The sequence below is a fragment of the Bradyrhizobium sp. TM102 genome, from assembly GCF_009176685.1.
GTDB classification, from domain to species: Bacteria; Pseudomonadota; Alphaproteobacteria; order Rhizobiales; family Xanthobacteraceae; genus Bradyrhizobium; species Bradyrhizobium ottawaense.
The window spans coordinates 3,430,682-3,448,357 of record NZ_AP021855.1; the positions used below are offsets into that span (position 1 = coordinate 3,430,682).

At 64.0% G+C, this 17,676-nt stretch carries 15 protein-coding genes and 1 tRNA gene; 7 read left to right on the forward strand and 9 right to left on the reverse strand.

What is annotated here, in order from left to right:
* Window positions 1-312 precede the first annotated feature (312 nt).
* Both GDN70_RS16260 and GDN70_RS16265 read left to right on the forward strand, forming a co-directional pair.
* Window positions 313-1,548 carry an acyl-CoA dehydrogenase family protein gene (locus GDN70_RS16260; protein ID WP_038950481.1) on the forward strand — a complete coding sequence of 412 codons (1,236 nt, stop codon included), beginning with the start codon at window positions 313-315 and terminating at the stop codon, window positions 1,546-1,548.
* 239 nt (window positions 1,549-1,787) lie between these two features.
* Entirely contained in the window at window positions 1,788-2,846 is a 1,059-nt protein-coding gene (locus GDN70_RS16265; protein WP_152102780.1) for a phosphotransferase family protein, read from the forward strand.
* A gap of 205 nt (window positions 2,847-3,051) precedes the next feature.
* Here the strand turns inward: GDN70_RS16265 and argE are convergent, their stop codons facing one another.
* A complete protein-coding gene (gene argE, locus GDN70_RS16270; protein WP_152102781.1) occupies window positions 3,052-4,230 on the reverse strand; it encodes an acetylornithine deacetylase in 1,179 nt (392 codons plus the stop codon).
* 1,249 nt (window positions 4,231-5,479) lie between these two features.
* Window positions 5,480-6,265, reverse strand: coding sequence for an SDR family NAD(P)-dependent oxidoreductase (locus GDN70_RS16285; RefSeq protein ID WP_028141045.1), 786 nt, complete (start codon window positions 6,263-6,265; stop codon window positions 5,480-5,482).
* A gap of 134 nt (window positions 6,266-6,399) precedes the next feature.
* Between GDN70_RS16285 and GDN70_RS16290 the strand changes: the two genes are divergently transcribed.
* Together GDN70_RS16290 and GDN70_RS16295 are read left to right on the forward strand one after the other, a co-directional pair.
* The gene (locus tag GDN70_RS16290; protein ID WP_028141044.1) at window positions 6,400-7,098 is read left to right on the forward strand and encodes a histidine phosphatase family protein; all 699 of its coding nucleotides are present in this window, start codon (window positions 6,400-6,402) and stop codon (window positions 7,096-7,098) included.
* A gap of 81 nt (window positions 7,099-7,179) precedes the next feature.
* On the forward strand, window positions 7,180-7,947 hold the full coding sequence (locus GDN70_RS16295) for an SDR family NAD(P)-dependent oxidoreductase (protein WP_028141043.1): 768 nt from the start codon (window positions 7,180-7,182) through the stop codon (window positions 7,945-7,947).
* A 168-nt stretch (window positions 7,948-8,115) separates the two neighbouring features.
* Here the strand turns inward: GDN70_RS16295 and GDN70_RS16300 are convergent, their stop codons facing one another.
* Window positions 8,116-9,339 (reverse strand): serine hydrolase, encoded by a 1,224-nt coding sequence (locus GDN70_RS16300; protein WP_152102782.1) that lies wholly within the window; start codon window positions 9,337-9,339, stop codon window positions 8,116-8,118.
* Between the two features lie 209 nt (window positions 9,340-9,548).
* On the opposite strand from GDN70_RS16300, the gene GDN70_RS16305 reads away from it, so the two are divergent.
* Window positions 9,549-10,175 (forward strand): hypothetical protein, encoded by a 627-nt coding sequence (locus GDN70_RS16305; protein ID WP_152102783.1) that lies wholly within the window; start codon window positions 9,549-9,551, stop codon window positions 10,173-10,175.
* A gap of 94 nt (window positions 10,176-10,269) precedes the next feature.
* Window positions 10,270-10,345: transfer RNA gene (locus tag GDN70_RS16310), tRNA-Trp, on the forward strand.
* Between the two features lie 120 nt (window positions 10,346-10,465).
* On the opposite strand, the gene GDN70_RS16315 is transcribed toward GDN70_RS16310, so the two are convergent.
* The 3 genes from GDN70_RS16315 to GDN70_RS16325 all read right to left on the reverse strand — a co-directional run bounded on the left by GDN70_RS16315 (window position 10,466) and on the right by GDN70_RS16325 (window position 12,393).
* Window positions 10,466-11,227, reverse strand: a complete 762-nt coding sequence (locus GDN70_RS16315) for a glycosyltransferase family 2 protein (protein ID WP_038950191.1) — start codon at window positions 11,225-11,227, stop codon at window positions 10,466-10,468.
* A gap of 143 nt (window positions 11,228-11,370) precedes the next feature.
* The gene (locus GDN70_RS16320; RefSeq protein WP_152102784.1) at window positions 11,371-11,877 is read right to left on the reverse strand and encodes a hypothetical protein; all 507 of its coding nucleotides are present in this window, start codon (window positions 11,875-11,877) and stop codon (window positions 11,371-11,373) included.
* A 9-nt stretch (window positions 11,878-11,886) separates the two neighbouring features.
* On the reverse strand, window positions 11,887-12,393 hold the full coding sequence (locus GDN70_RS16325; protein ID WP_028141038.1) for a hypothetical protein: 507 nt from the start codon (window positions 12,391-12,393) through the stop codon (window positions 11,887-11,889).
* Between the two features lie 152 nt (window positions 12,394-12,545).
* Between GDN70_RS16325 and GDN70_RS16330 the strand changes: the two genes are divergently transcribed.
* Window positions 12,546-14,216 (forward strand): hypothetical protein, encoded by a 1,671-nt coding sequence (locus GDN70_RS16330; protein WP_152102785.1) that lies wholly within the window; start codon window positions 12,546-12,548, stop codon window positions 14,214-14,216.
* On the opposite strand, the gene GDN70_RS16335 is transcribed toward GDN70_RS16330, so the two are convergent.
* From GDN70_RS16335 to GDN70_RS16345, 3 genes are read right to left on the reverse strand one after another with little or no spacing between them, the layout of a single operon-like run.
* Window positions 14,206-15,240, reverse strand: a complete 1,035-nt coding sequence (locus GDN70_RS16335; protein WP_028141036.1) for a Gfo/Idh/MocA family protein — start codon at window positions 15,238-15,240, stop codon at window positions 14,206-14,208. The two genes, GDN70_RS16330 and GDN70_RS16335, sit on opposite strands and share 11 nt — an antisense overlap.
* Window positions 15,241-15,253: 13 nt before the next feature.
* Window positions 15,254-16,447 carry a class I SAM-dependent methyltransferase gene (locus GDN70_RS16340; protein WP_028141035.1) on the reverse strand — a complete coding sequence of 398 codons (1,194 nt, stop codon included), beginning with the start codon at window positions 16,445-16,447 and terminating at the stop codon, window positions 15,254-15,256.
* Window positions 16,440-17,657, reverse strand: coding sequence for a class I SAM-dependent methyltransferase (locus GDN70_RS16345; protein ID WP_028141034.1), 1,218 nt, complete (start codon window positions 17,655-17,657; stop codon window positions 16,440-16,442). Before GDN70_RS16345 ends, GDN70_RS16340 begins: the two co-directional genes overlap by 8 nt.
* Window positions 17,658-17,676 lie beyond the last annotated feature (19 nt).

A 17,676-nucleotide genomic window follows, 5' to 3' on the forward strand; every position in this document is an offset into this window, starting at 1 on the left:
ATCCCGTCATTCCGGGGCTCGCGAAGCGAGAACCCGGAATCTCGCCCCACATTTCGAGATTCCGGGTTCAGCCCCTGCGGGCCGCCCCGGAATGACGTCGTGAGCGAGGGAGTTGCAATTCAAACAGTTGTATGAAACTATCGTTTGAAGGCCGGAGATGTCAATCGCAATCGGGACTCGTTCGCAACTCGCGAAGCCGGTTCCGAAGCGCCCGCAAGCCGCGCGCTTGCGGGCCGCGCAGCGGGAGGACGGTCCGGCGCAAAACAGGCTCGCGAAGCAAACAGGTTCGCAAAGAGAGACGAGGAGCGTCCCATGGATTTCGATCTGTCCCCCAAGCAGAAGGAATGGCTCGACCGCGTGCGGTCTTTCATGGCCAAGCACGTGCGCCCGGCGGTGCCGATTTATGATCAGCAGGATCACGCCGGCGAGCGCTGGAAGGTGATCCCCATCCTCGAGGACCTCAAGAAGAAGGCGAAGGCCGAAGGCCTCTGGAACATGTTCATGCCGCCGAGCGAGCATGAGGACGACGAATTCCGCGGCGCGGGATTGACCAATCTCGAATACGCGCTGCTGTCGGAGGAGATGGGCCGCATCAGCTGGGCCTCGGAAGTGTTCAACTGTTCCGCGCCCGACACCGGCAACATGGAAGTGTTCATCCGCTACGGCTCGAAGGAGCAGAAGCGCAAATGGCTGCGTCCGCTGATGGACGGCGAGATCCGCTCCGCCTTCCTGATGACGGAACCTGCGGTGGCCTCGTCGGACGCCACCAACATCGAGACCCGCATCGAGCGCGACGGTGACCACTACGTCATCAACGGCCGCAAATGGTGGTCGTCCGGCGTCGGCGATCCCCGCTGCAAGATCGCGATCCTGATGGGCAAGACCGATTTCAAGGCGGCCAAGCATCAGCAGCAGTCGCAGATCCTGGTTCCGCTCGATACCCCCGGCATCAAGGTCGAGAAGATGCTGCCGGTGTTCGGCTTCGACGACGCCCCGCACGGCCACGCCCAGGTGCTGCTCGACAACGTCCGGGTGCCGAAGGAGAACATCCTGCTCGGCGAAGGCCGCGGCTTCGAGATCGCGCAGGGCCGACTCGGCCCCGGCCGTATCCATCACTGCATGCGCACCATCGGCAAGGCCGAGGAGGCGCTGGAGAAGATGGTGAAGCGCCTGTCCTCGCGCAGCGCCTTCGGCAAGAAGATCGTCGAGCACTCTGTGTGGGAGCAGCGCATCGGCGATGCCCGCACCAACATCGAGATGACGCGCCTGCTCTGCCTCAAGGCTGCCGACATGATGGACAAGGTCGGCAACAAGACCGCGCAGGCCGAGATCGCCATGATCAAGGTCGCAGCGCCCAACATGGCGCTGAAGATCATCGACGAGGCGATCCAGGCTTTCGGCGGCGCCGGTGTCTCGGACGAGGCGGGCCTCGCCAAGGACTACGCCCACATCCGCACGCTCCGTCTCGCCGACGGTCCGGACGAGGTGCACAATCGCGCCATTGCCAGACTTGAGGTTCGGAAGTATGCAAATTCTCCCAATCATTGAGAGCGTTTTCCAGCGAAGTGGACACCGGTTCGCGCTAAGAAAACGCGTCAAAACAAGAAACTAGGGATACCGTTCCGATTTTTCGGAACGGAATCTCTGGAGGGAGAGCCGGGAGGCGCTCCCGATCTGAAGAAACGACAGGGCATGATGCGGTGACCGCTTGACGCAAGTGCGTCAGCGGTTACCGATTAGGATCATGCTCGACCTGAAATGGTCAGGACTGAAGAGGGAGCGTCATCGTGGCTGACGGCGTCAGGAAAGACGAAGAGTTCTCGGGCACCAAGCCGGTCGAGGAGCGTCATCGCTTCGACGAGCTGCGGCTGGAAGCCTGGATGCGCGACAACGTCGAAGGCTATGAGGGACCGCTGGTCGTGCTCCAGTTCAAGGGCGGCCAGTCCAATCCGACCTACCGGCTGAACACGCCGAAGCGTTCCTACGTGATGCGCCGAAAGCCGTTCGGCAAATTGCTGCCCTCGGCGCATGCGGTCGATCGCGAATATCGCGTGATCGCAGCGCTCGGCAAGCAGGGTTTCCCGGTCGCGCACGCCTATGCGCTGTGCCAGGACGACAGCGTCATCGGTGCGGCCTTCTACATCATGTCGATGGAGGAGGGCCGGGTGTTCTGGGATCCGACGCTGCCGAGCCAGGATGGCGACGCGCGGCGCAAGATCTTCACCAGCAAGATCGAGACGCTGGCGAAGCTCCATATGTACGATCCCACGGCGATCGGGCTCGGCGAGTTCGGCAAGCCCGGTAATTACTTTGCACGCCAGATCGACCGCTGGACCAAGCAGTACCGGGCGTCCGAGACCCAGCACATTCCCGAGTTCGAGAAGGTCGCCGAATGGCTGCCCAAGACCGTGCCGGAGCAGGCGCGCGTCTCGATCGTCCACGGCGACTATCGTCTCGACAACATGATTTTCCACGCGACGGAACCGCGCGTGCAGGCCGTGCTGGACTGGGAGCTGTCGACGCTCGGCGATCCCATGGCCGACTTCACCTACCTGTTGATGCAGTGGATCATGCCGGGCCTGCAGGGCGCGGACCTCAAGGCGCTCAACATCCCGAGCGTGGAAGAAGCCGCGCAGATCTATTGCAACGTCACCAAGATGACGGTGCCTGATCTCAACTGGTACTTCGCCTACAATCTGTTCCGTCTCGCCGGCATCACGCAAGGCATCGCCGGCCGCGTCCGCGACGGCACCGCCGCCAACGCCAAGGCGCTGGAGTCCGCCAAGCGCACCGTACCGCTGTCGCAGGCCTCATGGGAATACGCGCAGAAGGCGGGCGCGGTGTAGAAATGACGAAGGCGCGGCCGATGTGGCCGCGCCTTTTTTCTTTGGGCCGCGTCGGTGTTTCCACACAGCCGCTGCCATTCCCCGCGAAGGCGGGCAAATCCAGTCTTCGTAGGGTGGGCAAAAGCGCGTAGCGCTGTGCCCACCATCCTTCAGCGTTCGCGGGCAGAGTGGTGGGCACGCTTCCGCTTTGCCCACCCTACGGCACCTACGCCGTGGCTTTCGCACAATGCGCGATCAGCCTCTCCACGAAGCCTGCGCATTTCTCCAGCTCCGCCATCTCGACGAACTCGTCCGGCGTGTGCGCCTGCGCGATCGAGCCCGGTCCGATCACCACCGAGGGGATGTCGGCCATGCTGGCAAACAAACTCGCTTCGGTGCCGAAGGCGACCTTGGCGTGGTCGTTGCGCCCGGCAAGACTCTTGGCGAGCGTGACGATCGCGGCATCGGCGGCGGTGTCCAGGGCGGGGTAGTCGAGGATCTCCTCGAAATCGATGCCGCACTCCGGATGCCGCTTCTTCATCGCCGGTTCGAGTTCGGCCCTGGCCCAGGCGACGATCGCATCCGTCACCTCCCTGGACTCGGTGATGCCGATGCCGCGGCATTCGAAATCCACCGTGCAGCTATCGGGCACGATGTTCAGCGCGGCGCCGCCGTGCACGATGCTGGTGAGCAGCGTCGAGTGGGGAACGTCGTAGAGGCTGTCGCTCGCTCGCACGGCTGCGAGCGCCACGGCGCGGCGGCGGATCTCGACGATTAGCTCGGCGGCATATTCGATCGCGTTGACGCCGTCGGGCGCGATCGAGGAGTGCTTGGCGAGCCCGTGAAAGGTCGCGCGCACGCCGTGCTTGCCCTTGTGGCCGATGATGACCTTCATCTCGGTCGGCTCGCCGATGAAGGCGCCGAGCGGTATGATCCGTTTCTTCGCGACCTCGCCGAGCATCGGCCGCACGCCGACGCATCCGATTTCCTCGTCATAGGAGATCGCGAGATGAATCGGCGTTGCGAGCCTTGCTTCCAGCATCTCCGGCACCATGGCAAGGCACACCGCGACAAAGCCCTTCATGTCGGTGGTGCCGCGGCCATAGAGCTTGCCGTCGCGCTCGAGCAGCCTAAAGGGATCGTGGCTCCAGTCCTGCCCCACGACGGGCACAACGTCGGTATGGCCTGACAGCACGAAACCGGGGCGATCTTCAGGGCCGATCGTGACCCAAAGCGAGGCCTTTTGCCCTGTTACGTCGACGATGCGCTCGCCCTTGACGCCGAACGCGGCGAGGTAGCTTTCGATATGGGCAATCAGGGGCAGGTTGGTGCGGTCGCTGACGGTGTCGAAGCCGACGAGGTCGGCGAGGAGTTTGCGAATACGGTCGGGTCTTGGGCTTGGCATTGTCTCGTTCTGTCAGGGAGTATGGAGGCTGAAGTGCTTGCAGGAACCATACCAACGTGAGGCCTCGTCGGGCAAATCAACATCGCAACCGTCATTCCGGGGTGATGCGCAGCATCGAGCCCGGAATCCATCGGTCCGCATCACGCGCTGCGAAATGAATTCCGGGTTCTCGCCTTCGTCGCGCCCCGGAATGACGAGGGGAGCCACAATCCCTTGCGTTGCCTGACGGGCAAAACACCCAAGGTATCGGTCAACGCATGGCGGCGAAAATATTCAACTTTACCGAAATTCGGAAACGGCGTATGTGTCGCCGCAACCCGGCCCAAGGAAGAGGGGCGTATCGCGATCGTCACGAACGCGGGCCGGGCGGCGGTGGACGCAGGTGGCATCGGCGCGAAAAGCTTCGCAGGGCGGAGAGCCGTGAGCGAAGACCTCGCGCATACGACCGGTGTGATCGGCGTACGGCAAAATCGTGTGGTCCTGGCGCCCGGGGTCTGTGCGCCAAGTCTTGCGGTGATGGGTGTCGTCCAACCGGACGCATACGTCAGCCATCCGCAAGGCGACGGGGGCAATAGTGCAACGCTCCCCGGGGAGAGCACGACATAAGCCGTAAAACCACTGCGCAGGGAAGGCCGGGATGTCCTGGCTACACCTGTATGCCGCTGTGCAGACTTCTTATTACAACTTCGCACAGTGGACCTCGGGTGCCAGCGGGCTCCCGGTCTTCCCTGCGCCCTCTTTCAATTATGAGGGTGAAGAGATGAAGCAAAGCTCGGACGAGATGAGCCGCGAGGATGACGAACTATGTCTATCGTTGAACCAAGCTCTCGTGCCCCGGACGCTGCGCAGCGCCTCTTCGGCGGTGCGCTGCAGAGCCGGGGCTCATGTATCAGCACGTGCTGCGGCTTCCTGGGTCCCGGCTCTGCGCAGCAGCGTAAGAACGCTGCAGCGCGTCCGGGACACGAGAGTGGGGGGCGTTGCTACTTCACTCGCCGTCATTGCGAGCGCAGCGAAGCAATCCAGAGTCCTTCCGCAGCGACAGTTTGGATTGCTTCGCTACGCTCGCAATGACGATGTTGATGCAGTTGCGCGCCAAACGCTGCTCTCGTGCCCCGGACGCTGCGCAGCGCCTCTTCGGCGGTGCGCTGCAGAGCCGGGGCCCATGCATCAGCGAGCCGTGCGGTCTCGGCTGGGTCCCGGCTCTGCGCAGCAACGCTTCGCGTTGCAGCGCGTCCGGGACACGCGAGAGTTAAACCGGCTTGCCCGTATACGGCATCGACGCGGTGAGGCCGCCGTCGACCGGGAACGCCTGGCCGTTCACATACGAGGCTTCGTCGCTGGCCAGGAACAGGCCCATCGCCGCGAGCTCGTGCGGTTGGCCGGGGCGCTTGAGCGGATTGAGCTGGCCGATCTTGTCCTGGGTGCCGCGCTCCTTGGCGCGGTCGAAGATCGGTTTTGTCATGCCGGTCTCGATCAGGCCCGGGCACACCGCGTTGATGCGCACGCCGGTTCCGGTGAGCGAATACGCCGTGGTCTGCACCAGGCTGATCACGCCGGCCTTGCTCGCGGCATAGGGATGCCCGCTGGCGCCGGCCTTGAGGCCTGCGACGGACGCGGTCAGCACGATCGCGCCGGACTGCTGCTTCACCATATGCGGCATCGCATGCTTCACCGCGAGGAACGGCCCGATCAGATTGACGCGCAACACCTCCTGCCAATGCTCGACGGTTTGCTCGCCGAGCGGGACGAGGCCGCCGCTGACGCCGGCATTGGCCCAGATCACGTCGAGCCGGCCATGGGTCTTCACCGCGTTGTCGATCACGGCGATGACGTCCGTCTCGGAGCCCGCGTCGGCGATCATGGCTTCCGCGATGCCGCCGGCCTTCTTCACCTCGTCGACGGTCTCCTTCACCGCCTCGGTGCGATCGACCGCGATCAGCTTAGCGCCTTCCCGGGTGAACAGCAGCGCGGCGGCGCGACCGATGCCGCTGCCGGCGCCGGTGATGATGACGGATTTGCCTTGCAGGCGGCCCATGCGTTTCTCCCTGTGGTGCCTCGCGCGACGCTTGCCGCGCGACGGAATTTCAAACAAGATTTCAAACGGTAAAGTGTCTTGAGACACGTTCACACCTGACGTACAGCGACATCAAACGGGATGGAAGGGTTTCGATGGCAGGCGCAGACAAGCCCAATGTGGTCATGACACGGTGGTGGTGGGTCCGTCACGCGCCGGTGCGCAACGACGGCGGCAACATCTACGGACAAAGCGACATCGCCTGCGACACCAGCGATACCTACGTGTTCAACGCTGTTGCCAAGGTGCTGCCACGCACGGCGGTCTGGTATTCGAGCAATCTGGTGCGCACGCACCAGACCGCGGAAGCGATCTGGGCGGCCGGCTTCCCAAGGCCTGCGTCGATGAAATGGGAAGCGGACCTTGCCGAGCAAAATCTCGGCCGATGGCAGGGCATGAACCGCGCCCAGTTCATCGCCAGCCGCCCCGTCGGCACGAGCTGGTTTGCCGACATCAACGAGCCCGCGCCCGGCGGCGAGAGCTTCATGGATCTCTACAACCGCACGCGCCGCACCATAGAGCGGATCAACGCCGAGGCGGCAGGCCAGGACATCATCGCGGTCGCGCATGGCGGCACCATCAAGGCGGCGCTGGGGCTCGCGCTCGACGGCCAGCCGGAGCGGGGATTGTCGTTCGACATCGACAATTGCTCGGTGACGCGATTGGATTATTTCGCAACTCCCGAGCGCAAGGTCTGGCGGCTGCCGATGGTGAACCAGCAGCCGTGGATCGCGGATGCCGCGCATGCGGCGATGCATCAGCCCGCGGGACCGGAAGTCAAGAAGCTCGCCTGAGTAAGGCGTCATTCCGGGATGGTCCGAAGGACCAGGCCCGGAATCTCGACGTGAATACCAAGATCAATCTGGGAGAGAAACATGACCTTGTTCGACATGAAGGGGAAAGTCGCCGTCATTACCGGCTCGACGCGCGGCATCGGGCTTGCGATCGCCGAGCGCATGGCCGAGCACGGCGCCAAGGTCGTGATCTCATCGCGCAAGGCCGATGTCTGCGAGCAGGTGGCCAAGGGCATCAACGACAGGTTCGGCAAGGGCACCGCGGTCGCGGTTGCCGCCAACATCTCATCGAAAGAGAATCTGCAAAACCTCGTCGATGAGAGCAACCGCGCCTTCGGCAAAATCGACGTGCTGGTCTGCAACGCCGCCTCGAACCCGTATTATGGTCCGCTCGCCGGCATCTCCGACGATCAGTTCAGGAAGATCCTCGACAACAACATCGTCGCCAACAACTGGCTGATCTCGATGGTGGTGCCGCAGATGATCGAGCGCAAGGACGGCTCCATCATCATCGTCTCCTCGATCGGCGGGTTGAAAGGCTCGACCATCCTCGGTGCCTACGCCATCTCGAAGGCCGCCGACATGCAGCTCGCGCGCAACCTCGCCTGCGAATACGGCAAGGACAACATCCGCGTGAACTGCATCGCGCCCGGCCTGATCAAGACCGATTTTGCCAAGGCGCTGTGGGACAACCCGGAGAACCTGAAGGCCTCGACCGCGCGCTCGCCGCTCCTGCGCATCGGCATCCCCGACGAGATCGCGGGCGCCGCGGTGTTCCTGGGGTCCAGGGCCGGCGACTTCATGACCGGCCAGACCATGGTGATCGACGGCGGCGCGACGATCAGCTGAGGTTGACGACGCGCTGAGTTTCTCGTGTCCCGGACGCGGCGCAGCACGAAGTGCTGCTCCGCAGAGCCGGGACCCAGAAAGCCAAGAACGAGATCGCGGGACGTGGGCCCCGGCTCAGCAACGCACCGCTACGCGCTGCGTTGCTGAGCCGGGGCACGAGAGCGGAGATTACTCCACCGCCGCGTAAACCAGATCCCGCACCAGCGTGCGCGTAAAGTCGCGCTGGCCCGGGCCCTGGCTCATGAACACCGCGAACAGATCCTCCTTCGGATCGATCCAGAAGAACGTGCCGGCAATTCCGCTCCAGAAATACTGGCCGACGCTGCCGGGGAAGGGCGCGATACCGGCCTCGCGGCGCACCGCGAAGCCGAGACCAAAACCGTGGCCGGGCGAGAGCAGGGTGCCGTTGGTCTGAACCTGCGGCCCGAGATGATCCGACGCCATCAGCTCCAGCGTCTTGCGGCCGATGATCCTGTGGCCGTCGAGCGTGCCGCCGTTGCGCAGCATCAGGCAGAAGCGGGCATAGTCCATCGTGGTCGAGACCAGGCCGCCGCCGCCGGACTCCATCACCGGCGCTTCGTGCATGTTGAACAGCGCGACCTTGTCGCCGGTCCAGGGATCGGCCGCGAAAGGCTCGGCGAGCCTGCCTGCATTGGCCTCGGAGGTCGAGAAGCCGGTCTCGGCCATCTGCAGCGGCGCGAGCACGCGTTCGGTGAGGAACGTGCCGAGCGACTTGCCGCTGACGACCTCGACGATGCGGCCGAGGATGTCGGTGGAGCGGCTGTAGTTGAATTCCGCGCCGGGCTGGCAGACCAGCGGGAAGCTCGCCACCAGGGCGGCGTGCTCGGCGTTGGTGATCTTGCGGCTGCGGACGCGGGACTCCTGGTAGAGCTTGTGCACGGGGCCGTCGCCCTGGTGCTCGTAGGTCAGGCCCGAGGTGTGGCGAAGCAGGTCCTGCACGGTCATCGGTCGCGCCGGCGGCACCAGCTCCAGCTTGCCGTCCTTGACGATGCCGACCTGCTGGCTGGCAAATTCCGGGATGAACTTTGCGACGGCGTCGCTGAGCAGGAGGTGGCCGTCCTCGACCAGCGCCATGATGGCGACCGAGACGATCGGCTTGGTCATCGAGAAGATCCGGAAGATCGAATCCCGCGCCATCGGCGCCGCAGCCGCCGGGCTCTGTCGGCCGAGCGCCTCGAACCAACCGACCTGGCCGCGCCTCGCGACCAGCACGGTGAGGCCGGGAACGGTTCCCTTGTCGATCTCGCGCCTGAAGGCGTCCGACATGGCCTGGAGGCGCAGCCGCGACAGCCCGAGCGTCTCCGGGCGGGCCTCAGGCAAGGGCGGGGTCAGCGGCGTCGAGGCGGCTTTCGTGGCGGCTTGGGCGTTCATGGAGGTTCCCGGACTCTTGTTTTTGGTCGACCGGAAAAGTGTGGCTCAGAAGCCCCGTGAAGAACAGATGCATTCGGCGCGGTGACATCTGCAGCGGACGCTCGGCATCGGCCTTGTGCACGGCAATACAATTCGGGGTAGATAGCAGCGGGCGGAACACCCTATTTTTGGGCCGGGCTGAGATTGGGTTACGGGGACAGGGGGCGTTGTTGAGATTGCTGCTGGGACTGGCGCGGACTGTCGCGCTGGGCGGAATGCTTGCGCTTGCGGGCTGCGTAACCGCCGCCAATAATTCGCTGTCGCAGAGCGACATAGCCGGCATGAAGCTGACCGGCGTTGCGGTCAGTTTTGCACCCGACGCACGCATACAGTGGGAGGACGGTCTCCGCGCCTATGCGGACTCGAAGGCGGTCAGCCTGGAGCAGGCGGCAACAATGGCCGACGCTCCGGAGGTAAAGGCTTTCGTTCAAGGCCTGCTGACGCCGCGGATCAAGGCCGGCGTCGAGCAGGTCTTGGCCGCTCGGCTGGCGGGCACGCGGCCGGTGCGGCTCGACATCCGGGTGAAGAGCTTGCTGTTCCCGTCAGCCATCCAGCGTGTCGTGATCGGCGGCCATCGCGGCATGATCGCGGACGCCAATCTCGTCGATGCCCGAACCGGTGCGCTGATCGTCGCCTATCCCGAGCTGAACGCAGCGCTCTATACCGGGCAGGGGATCGTTGGGGCGGCGGTGCAGGCTGCTATCGACAATAACGCGACGCAAACCCCGGTGGACAAGGTGAGCGTGCGCTACGGGGAGATCTACCGCAACTGGCTGCTGAAAGATGGGGGGGCCTAGCGCGAAGTCGCGCATGGCACCCGCTTCGCTCTTGCAATCCGGCCGCTCTCTGTGCTTGAAAGCGGCCCTGATCCTGGGGCGACGCAGGGTCCGTAGGAGTGTAGCTCAATTGGTAGAGCACCGGTCTCCAAAACCGGGGGTCGCAGGTTCGAGCCCTGCCACTCCTGCCAGTCAAATCAATCACTTAAGCGAGATGCTGGCAGGATAGGGACAAGGCGTCCCGCAGACGAATCGCCGCGCGCCAGCCCTTCAGCTTGATTTCCCAAGGCAAAGCCCGACGAGGCCCTCGACTAGCGCGCCGGGGCCCGTTCCGCGTCGGTAGGAACCTGGCTGAGATCGACGTGCCGGATGGGAACGCGGCGCAGCAGCGAGACGATGGTGCCGCCGAGCTCGAAATAGGTGCGCAGCCGCAGCGCACGGGAGGAGCCCTTCAGCTCCGCGTTCAGGCTCACGGGCACCTGCACATAGGTGAGGCCGAGCTGGAGCAGGGAGATCAACGCGCAGATCTGATAGCCGTAGCCGTCGGCCTTGACCGCGATCTGGCGCAGCCATTTCACGGGGTAGACGATCATGCTGTGATAGTCGGACAGCCAGAAGCCGAACAGGCAGTTCAGGATGAACCGCAGCGAATGCGACTGCAGCGAGCGGTTGACCGAGCGGTCCGACTGGTTGTCGCGATAGGTGATGACGAGGTCGGCGGCGCCCGCCGCCTTGAACATCCGGGCAATACCCTCGTTCTGGAAGGCGTGATCGCCGGGAATGAGCGTGATGGCATCGAATTTCGCGCGCGACAGCGCGTATTCGAAGCCGGCACCGACACCTCGCGGCTCGGCGTTATGTTGCACGACGATGCGCGGCTCGCCGGCCGCAAACTCGTCCATGATCGCGCCGGTGGCGTCGGTGCTGCCGTCGTCGATCAGGAAGATCTCGAAATCGTCGAGCAGCTCGCGGGCGAGCGGCAGCACGCCGTCAATGGTGTCGGCGATCTTGTCCTGCTCGTTCAGTGCAGGGATGACGATCGTAAGTCTCTTTGCCGCCCTGGAAGGTGTCATCTTATGCCGCCTGTTGCCGGCCACTCTTTACTGGTGGAACCCCAGCGCAACTCTAGGTCATCTGCGCCGACCGAACAATAAGGGGCCCGCAGATATGCCCTGCACAATCGGCACGAAACCGGCGATGTGTGTGTTCCCGGCAACTATTCGGAAAAATCATAGAGACTGGTATCGCCGATACCGAAGGCGCGGCGCAGCTGTCCGACGCGGCCTGCCATATTTCGGCCCGCCGCCGTCGCCGCGAAGTGTGAATCCACCGGTTCGACAAGGCCGCCGTCGACCAGGTTCCCAATTCGTCCCTGGAACAGATCTGGAACCTGCCGTTCGACGATTTCGGAAAGCGGAGCCTTCCGCTCGGGCCGGTCGACGATGCCGAGCAGTATCTCCAGGGAAACCGATTTGTACACTGCGCCAAAAGCGAACACGTAACCCATGACGAAAAAACCGAAAATCGACGCGGCGTCCCAATACTGGAATTCCGGGACGACGAGGATTCCGAGCATCACGCCGAGACCGTGGGTGAGGATCGCGGCGATCGCGAGCAGGGTCACGGCTCCAACAGGCCACCCGCGAGCGCGGGCCATGAGCTGCAAGGCAGGCGACAGCAGGACGAAGCTGACGGCGGCGAGGAATCCGACAACGAAGGACATCGCGGCCTCTTACCCAAGGCCCGTCGACAGACGAACGAGTTTGACGAGACGCGCGACCGCCACCCCCTTGGCCGTCGGAGCCAGCCTGCCGTCTGCAATGGTCAACATCCCCGCGCCGACCAGGAGCTTCAGGCGGTTGTGCGTGAAGGTGCCGAGATCTCCGCCCTGCATGTAGGCTACGGCCCATTGCTCCCAGGTGAGGGGACGCCCGGCCTTAACGAGTGCCGTGAGCAGCGTCAGCGTAAAGCCCCAGGCGAGCAGGCTGAACAGGATGTAGAAAAACATCATCGCAGTCGCGAGCAGGAACAAGCCGCCAAGCACGTCGTCATAATGGCGTTGACCGGGAAGCGCGAGACAGGCGATCGCGTAAAGGGCCAAGATGCTGATGCAGCCGAGCCGGAAGCGGCGGCCGGATCCGCCGGTGGCGGCGATGCGCGCGTAGCACAGCAACAGCAGCGGCAGCGCGACACTGAGACCAATCGCAGCGGCTTGCGCCGGGCCCGGGAGCATGTTCATTGCGGAAAATCGTCCCGGACGCCTCTGAGGCCCAGCCAGAGCAAAAGTCTATAAAAGGTCGCATTTTTCCGGTCAAGGGAGCCCATCATCCCGCCTTGCGGACGTCACGTGGGCGTGCGAATCCTGCCGGCGATGCCGTTCCTCCGTCCGAGATGTCCCCATTGCTGCGTGCGATAGTCGTCCTCCTCGTCGTGCTATTGGCTGCGCATGCGCCGATGCTCGTGAACGATGGTCTCTTCATGGACGACTGGCTGGTGCTCAAGCCGCGTCCCGACTATTTCATCAACATCGATTTCCTGCTGAACGGCGCCGGTCATCCGATCTTTTACAGCTACGACACGTTCGCGAACTGGACGGGCGCCCCGGTTGTCGTGATGGTCTCGCTGGCGATTGCTGGAATTGTCTTCGGCGCTATATCGCTCGCCCTCACCGCAACACGTCTCGGTCTGCTCGACCGCGCCGAGGCGGTCGGTTTCGCGCTGATCGTCTGGACCTATCCCGGCTATCAGCTTTGGGCGGGCAAGGCGAACGCGGTCTACGTCTTCAGCTTCGGATTGCTGTTCCTCGGCGCATGGCTGTTGACGCTGGCCTTCAGTGCCCGCGGTCTGCGGCGCACGCTGCTTCGCGTGGCCTGTGCGCTCGTGTTCCTCCTGAGCTTCGCACTCAACTCGACGATCGTGCTCTATGCCTTCGTGATGCTGGGTCTCTTCGTTGCGATTTGGCGGGACGGGAAGGCGACGGACGGTTTCGTTCGCCGCACATGGCTCGCATCCTGGCGCTGCGCCCTGGGCTATCCGGAATTGATCCTGCTTCCTCTGATCTATTGGGGCACGCTCAATATCTGGTTCAAGCGGATCGGCGTGTACGCGCAGCACTATGATGCCCATTTCCCGACGCTCGGCGAGTTGGCGAAGGGATGGTTGGCATTCTTCATCACCGGCTACAGGGACGTCCTGGCCCACGCGTTGCGCGCGGCGATTGCCGTCCCGGGGCTGTTCATTTTGGCGGCGGTGCTCGTCGGCATCGTCTTGCTGCTGCTGCGCGCCGACCCGAAGCCGACCACGTCCGGAACCGCGATCGCCTTGCCGTTCGTGCTCGCCCTGGTCTTGTTCCTCGCATTGTCGTCACCCTATCTGATCGCCGGCCTGCGGCCGTCGTCGACGCATTTCTACGAGAGCCGTCATCTGCTGATGTTGGGTGTGCCGTCGGCGCTGGCGTTTCTCGCAATCAAGCGGCTGGCCGAACGTTGGACCAGTCCCAGCATCGCCTTTGCAGCCATATTCGGATCGGGCCTGATCATGTCGATCGGCATGCTGTGGAGCGACTACGTCTTCATGCAGGCGAGAACGCTGAAGCAGGAGGCCCTGACGCGCAACCTTGCCGGCCGCGCCCAGCCCGCGGCGACGGTCTATGCGCTCGATGACGGCTTTTTCGACTACCCCTCACGGCACGTGCCGTTCGGCCTCGCCGAGGTCACCGGCATGCTGCGACTTGCCTGGGGCAATCAGCCGTTCTTCGGATTTGCGCTGCGCGCCGAGCGGCCCGACATCCTGCGGGGAATGGACGAGGCGCGGACCGCTCCGGGAAGTGCATTCCATCATTTCGATCCGACGGGGCCGCAGGCGACGATCTCGTTCCAGCCGGGCCCGGGAGCCGCACCGAACCAGACCTTGGTGCGGAAGTACTATGCGTGCCGGTTCCTGGCGCGCTGCGATGTTGCAGAGTTCCTGGCTCAACTTGCGCAGGTCACGATCAAGCTTGGGCCCATCGCGGGCGTCCTGCCGCTCGAGGGCGCAAGCAAGGATGCAGCGCCTAGCCGCTAGCCCGCTGTTTCCAGACGGTCTCCGCAAGCGCGATGTCGGTCACTGAATCCGCGCCGGAGGCCAAGGGTACGCCTCGCGCGGCGACGTCGGAAACGAAGGCGTCGGCCTGGCGCCGGAATGCCCAGCTCTTTTCGCCCGTCAGCCGCGTGCTCTGACCATCGTGATCGACGATGACCTCCGCCTCTTGCTCGGCGAAAGGTGGCGGCAATTCCAGGGTCACCGCACCGCGCTCGAAATCGATCGTCAGCCCTTCGCGCCAGCTGCCTTCGGAGCCGTTCACGAGATCCAGTGCGCAGGCGATGCCGTCGAAGTCGAGCGTGATGCGCCCGGCACCCGAAGCCTCGATCGCGCTTTCGGCGACCGTCGGCGACGAACCGAGCAGGTAGCGCGCCAGGTTGATGATATGGCTGAAGACGTTCAGAAAATTATCGTAGCCGGGACGCGCCGCGCGCGGCATCCAGTCGGGGCCATCCTGCCAGAGTTCAATCCCGTCCGGTCGCGCTTCGCCGGTCATCACGAAATTGTCGTGCGACCGGCCGGTGTCGCCGCCGAAGCACCAGCCCTCGGCCCGGACAATGCGTCCGAGCGACTGGTCTTCGCGCAGGCGCGTCAGCACCTGCAGCGCCCGCGCCACGCCGGCATCGTGACGCTTCATGTAGCCGATGCTGTAGACGAGGTTTTGCCGCCGCGCGGCTTCGACCAGCGAACTGGCCTGGGCCGTCGTGTAGGCCATCGGCTTTTCCGACAGCACGTGCCGTCCGCTGTTCAACGCGTCCAGGACGATCGGGCCGGTGGCACGACGCTTCGTCACGACGACGACGGCGGACACCGCACTGTCCGCGAGCAGTTCCCGGTGCGTGCTGTAAACCCGGGGGATGCCGAACTTCTGCGCCGCGGCGGCGGCGAGGTCCGGCCGGAGATCGGCGATCGCGACGACGCGGCAGGCGGAATTGGCAGCGAAATTGGCGAGGTGGCACATCTGGCCGACCATGCCCGTTCCGATGATGCCAATGCCTGGCTTCACTGACTATGATCCCTTAGCGCTTCCGGATCACGAGGAAATGCGCCGGCTGTCCCCAAATGTTGATGAAGGCCGCATCCGACTGGGTGAGGGCGGCGACCGCAGACGCATCCCGTCGCCCGATTGCGCCAAAGATGCGATGGAAGCTGTCGAGCGTCGCAATGATGGCGTCGATGTCGGCGGCATCGTCGGCCAGAATGTCGGTGGTCCGGATCGTCTCGCGCAGCGACGCAAGGCCCGCGACCACGCGCGGCAGGCTCTCGCCGAAGGGATCGTCGATCATGCCATCGACGTCGAGCACCAGCGCCTCGATCGAGGCCGAGATCGCCTGCACGGCATCGGCCTTGCCGACCAGATAGAGCTTTCGTCCGCCGAGGAAGCTCAGCCGGCTGCGGTCGAGATGGCGTCTGGCGCGATGCAGCTTCTCGTCGCCGGACAGGACTTTCTTGTGCCAGTAGATGTCGAGGCTGTCGCGGTAGGCGGGCCACGCCGAATGGACGTCGAACCCCTGTTGATGCGCCGCCGCGCACAAGGTGGCCGCGTCGAGGAAGTAGCGATGCCGGACGAAAGGATTTTCCAGCACGTCCATCAGCCAGGATTCGAAGCTGCGGGTGTGCGGAATGCTGTCCCACTTCGCCTCGAACAGCATCTTTGCCGTGTCGAGCGGAGCGCGACCGCCCAATGCCTTGCCGGCCGCATGGATCGCCTTGAGCGCGAGCTCGAAGAAGCCGCCATAGCGCTCGTAATAGGACACGACGGCATAACCGTCCGGATTGAGCAGCCGATGGAAGATGCCGAGCCATTTTTCGCTCGGCTGCACCGTGTAGATGAAGCCCTCGGCATCGATGATGTCGAAGCGGCGCTCGCTGCGGAAGCCCTCGACGTCGGCCAGTCCGAGCTCGCGGAGACGTTGGGTCAGGCCGAAATGTGCAAAGTAGGCCTGGATTTTCGGGTGTGCATGCCGGTTCGGCTCGGCGAGCGTCATGTTCGCGCCCCAACCGGCAAACACCAGTGCATTCTCGCCGGAATCGGGACCGAATTCGAGCACATCGGCATCGCGGAACAGCCGCGGCGGCAGCACCAGCTTGTCCGAGAACAGCTCGCGCCGCTGGCTGGCGTAGGCCCCGAGCTCGGTGGACGATTTGAAATTCCCGAACGTCGGCAGAACATCCTGACGTTCGTAATAGTTGAAGAGCTTGTCCTCAGCCATGCCGCGACCTTAGCGCCGCCTCGAGACGATCGAGCTCGCTCCAGATGTCGTTCGGCGCGAAGATCGCAACGATCTCGAGCGGACGCTTCACGCTCTCGCGCAGCCGGCTGCTGACCTTGGCCTCGTTCTCCTCGTTCACGGCGAGAAGACAGACGAGCGGACCCGACTTGGCGGTGAGATCCTCGGGCGAACGGATCGGAATGCCGGTGCCGGGCAGGAACAGCCCCTGGCGCTCCTTCTGGTCGTCGACCGAGAGGTCGACGAGATTCGCAAGCTCGTGGGCGTTGGTGAAAGTGCAGGCGCGGCAGCCGGCACCGTAGATGGCGATCTCGGCGCCGTTGGCGCGGGCTTTTTCGAGAATCGGGCGGAGACGCGCGCCATACTCTCTCGCACGCTGACCGAATTTCTCGCCAACGCCGGACGGCGCGGGCGGCGCCGTCACGGCGCCCTTGGCACGGCGGGCTGCGATCGCGAGGCTTCCGCCGCTGAAATTGTATTTCTTCACGGACACCGCCTCGAAGCCGTGGCGCGCCAGCAGCGCGAGCAGGGTCGGTTCGGTGAAATAGCTGACGTGCTCCTCCCAGAGGACGGAGAGGTCTCCCTCCGCTGACCCCGGGGCGAAATCAGGCACGTCGATGAACAGCAAACCGTCGTCGCTGAGCGCGATCTTGACGCAGTCGAAGAAGTTCTCGAAATCGACGATGTGCTCCAGCACCTGGCGCGATATGACGAGGTCGAACTTGCCGGACTGAGCGACAGCATCGTGGGCCATCGCCGGGCTGAGCATGTCGGCATAGACCTTGATGCCGCGCTCGCGGGCGATCTTGCCCGACACCGGATTGGGCTCGACGCCGACCATGACCTTGGTGCCGCGCTCGCGCAGCTTGTCCATGAACAGCCCGTCGTTGCATCCGATCTCGAACACGGACTGGTGCTTGGAGAATTTCGCGATGGTGTCGAGCTCGTCTGCCTGATGCGGCTCCGGCTTCCAGCTGCTGAAATTGTAGTTGAACTGCCGGTACAGAATATCTGGATCGATCGGCTTGACGATCTGGGGGAGGCCGCATTCGGCGCAGGCCATCACCTCGAACGGAAAGCGTTCGTCCTGCTCGTTTCGGCTATGCCGAAGCCGATGCGCAATCGGCATCAGTCCGAGGTCGATGACCGGACGCAGGTTGGTCGAATGGCAAAGGCGGCAATGGTCGGTCACGGCTTTAACTCTTTGCAGG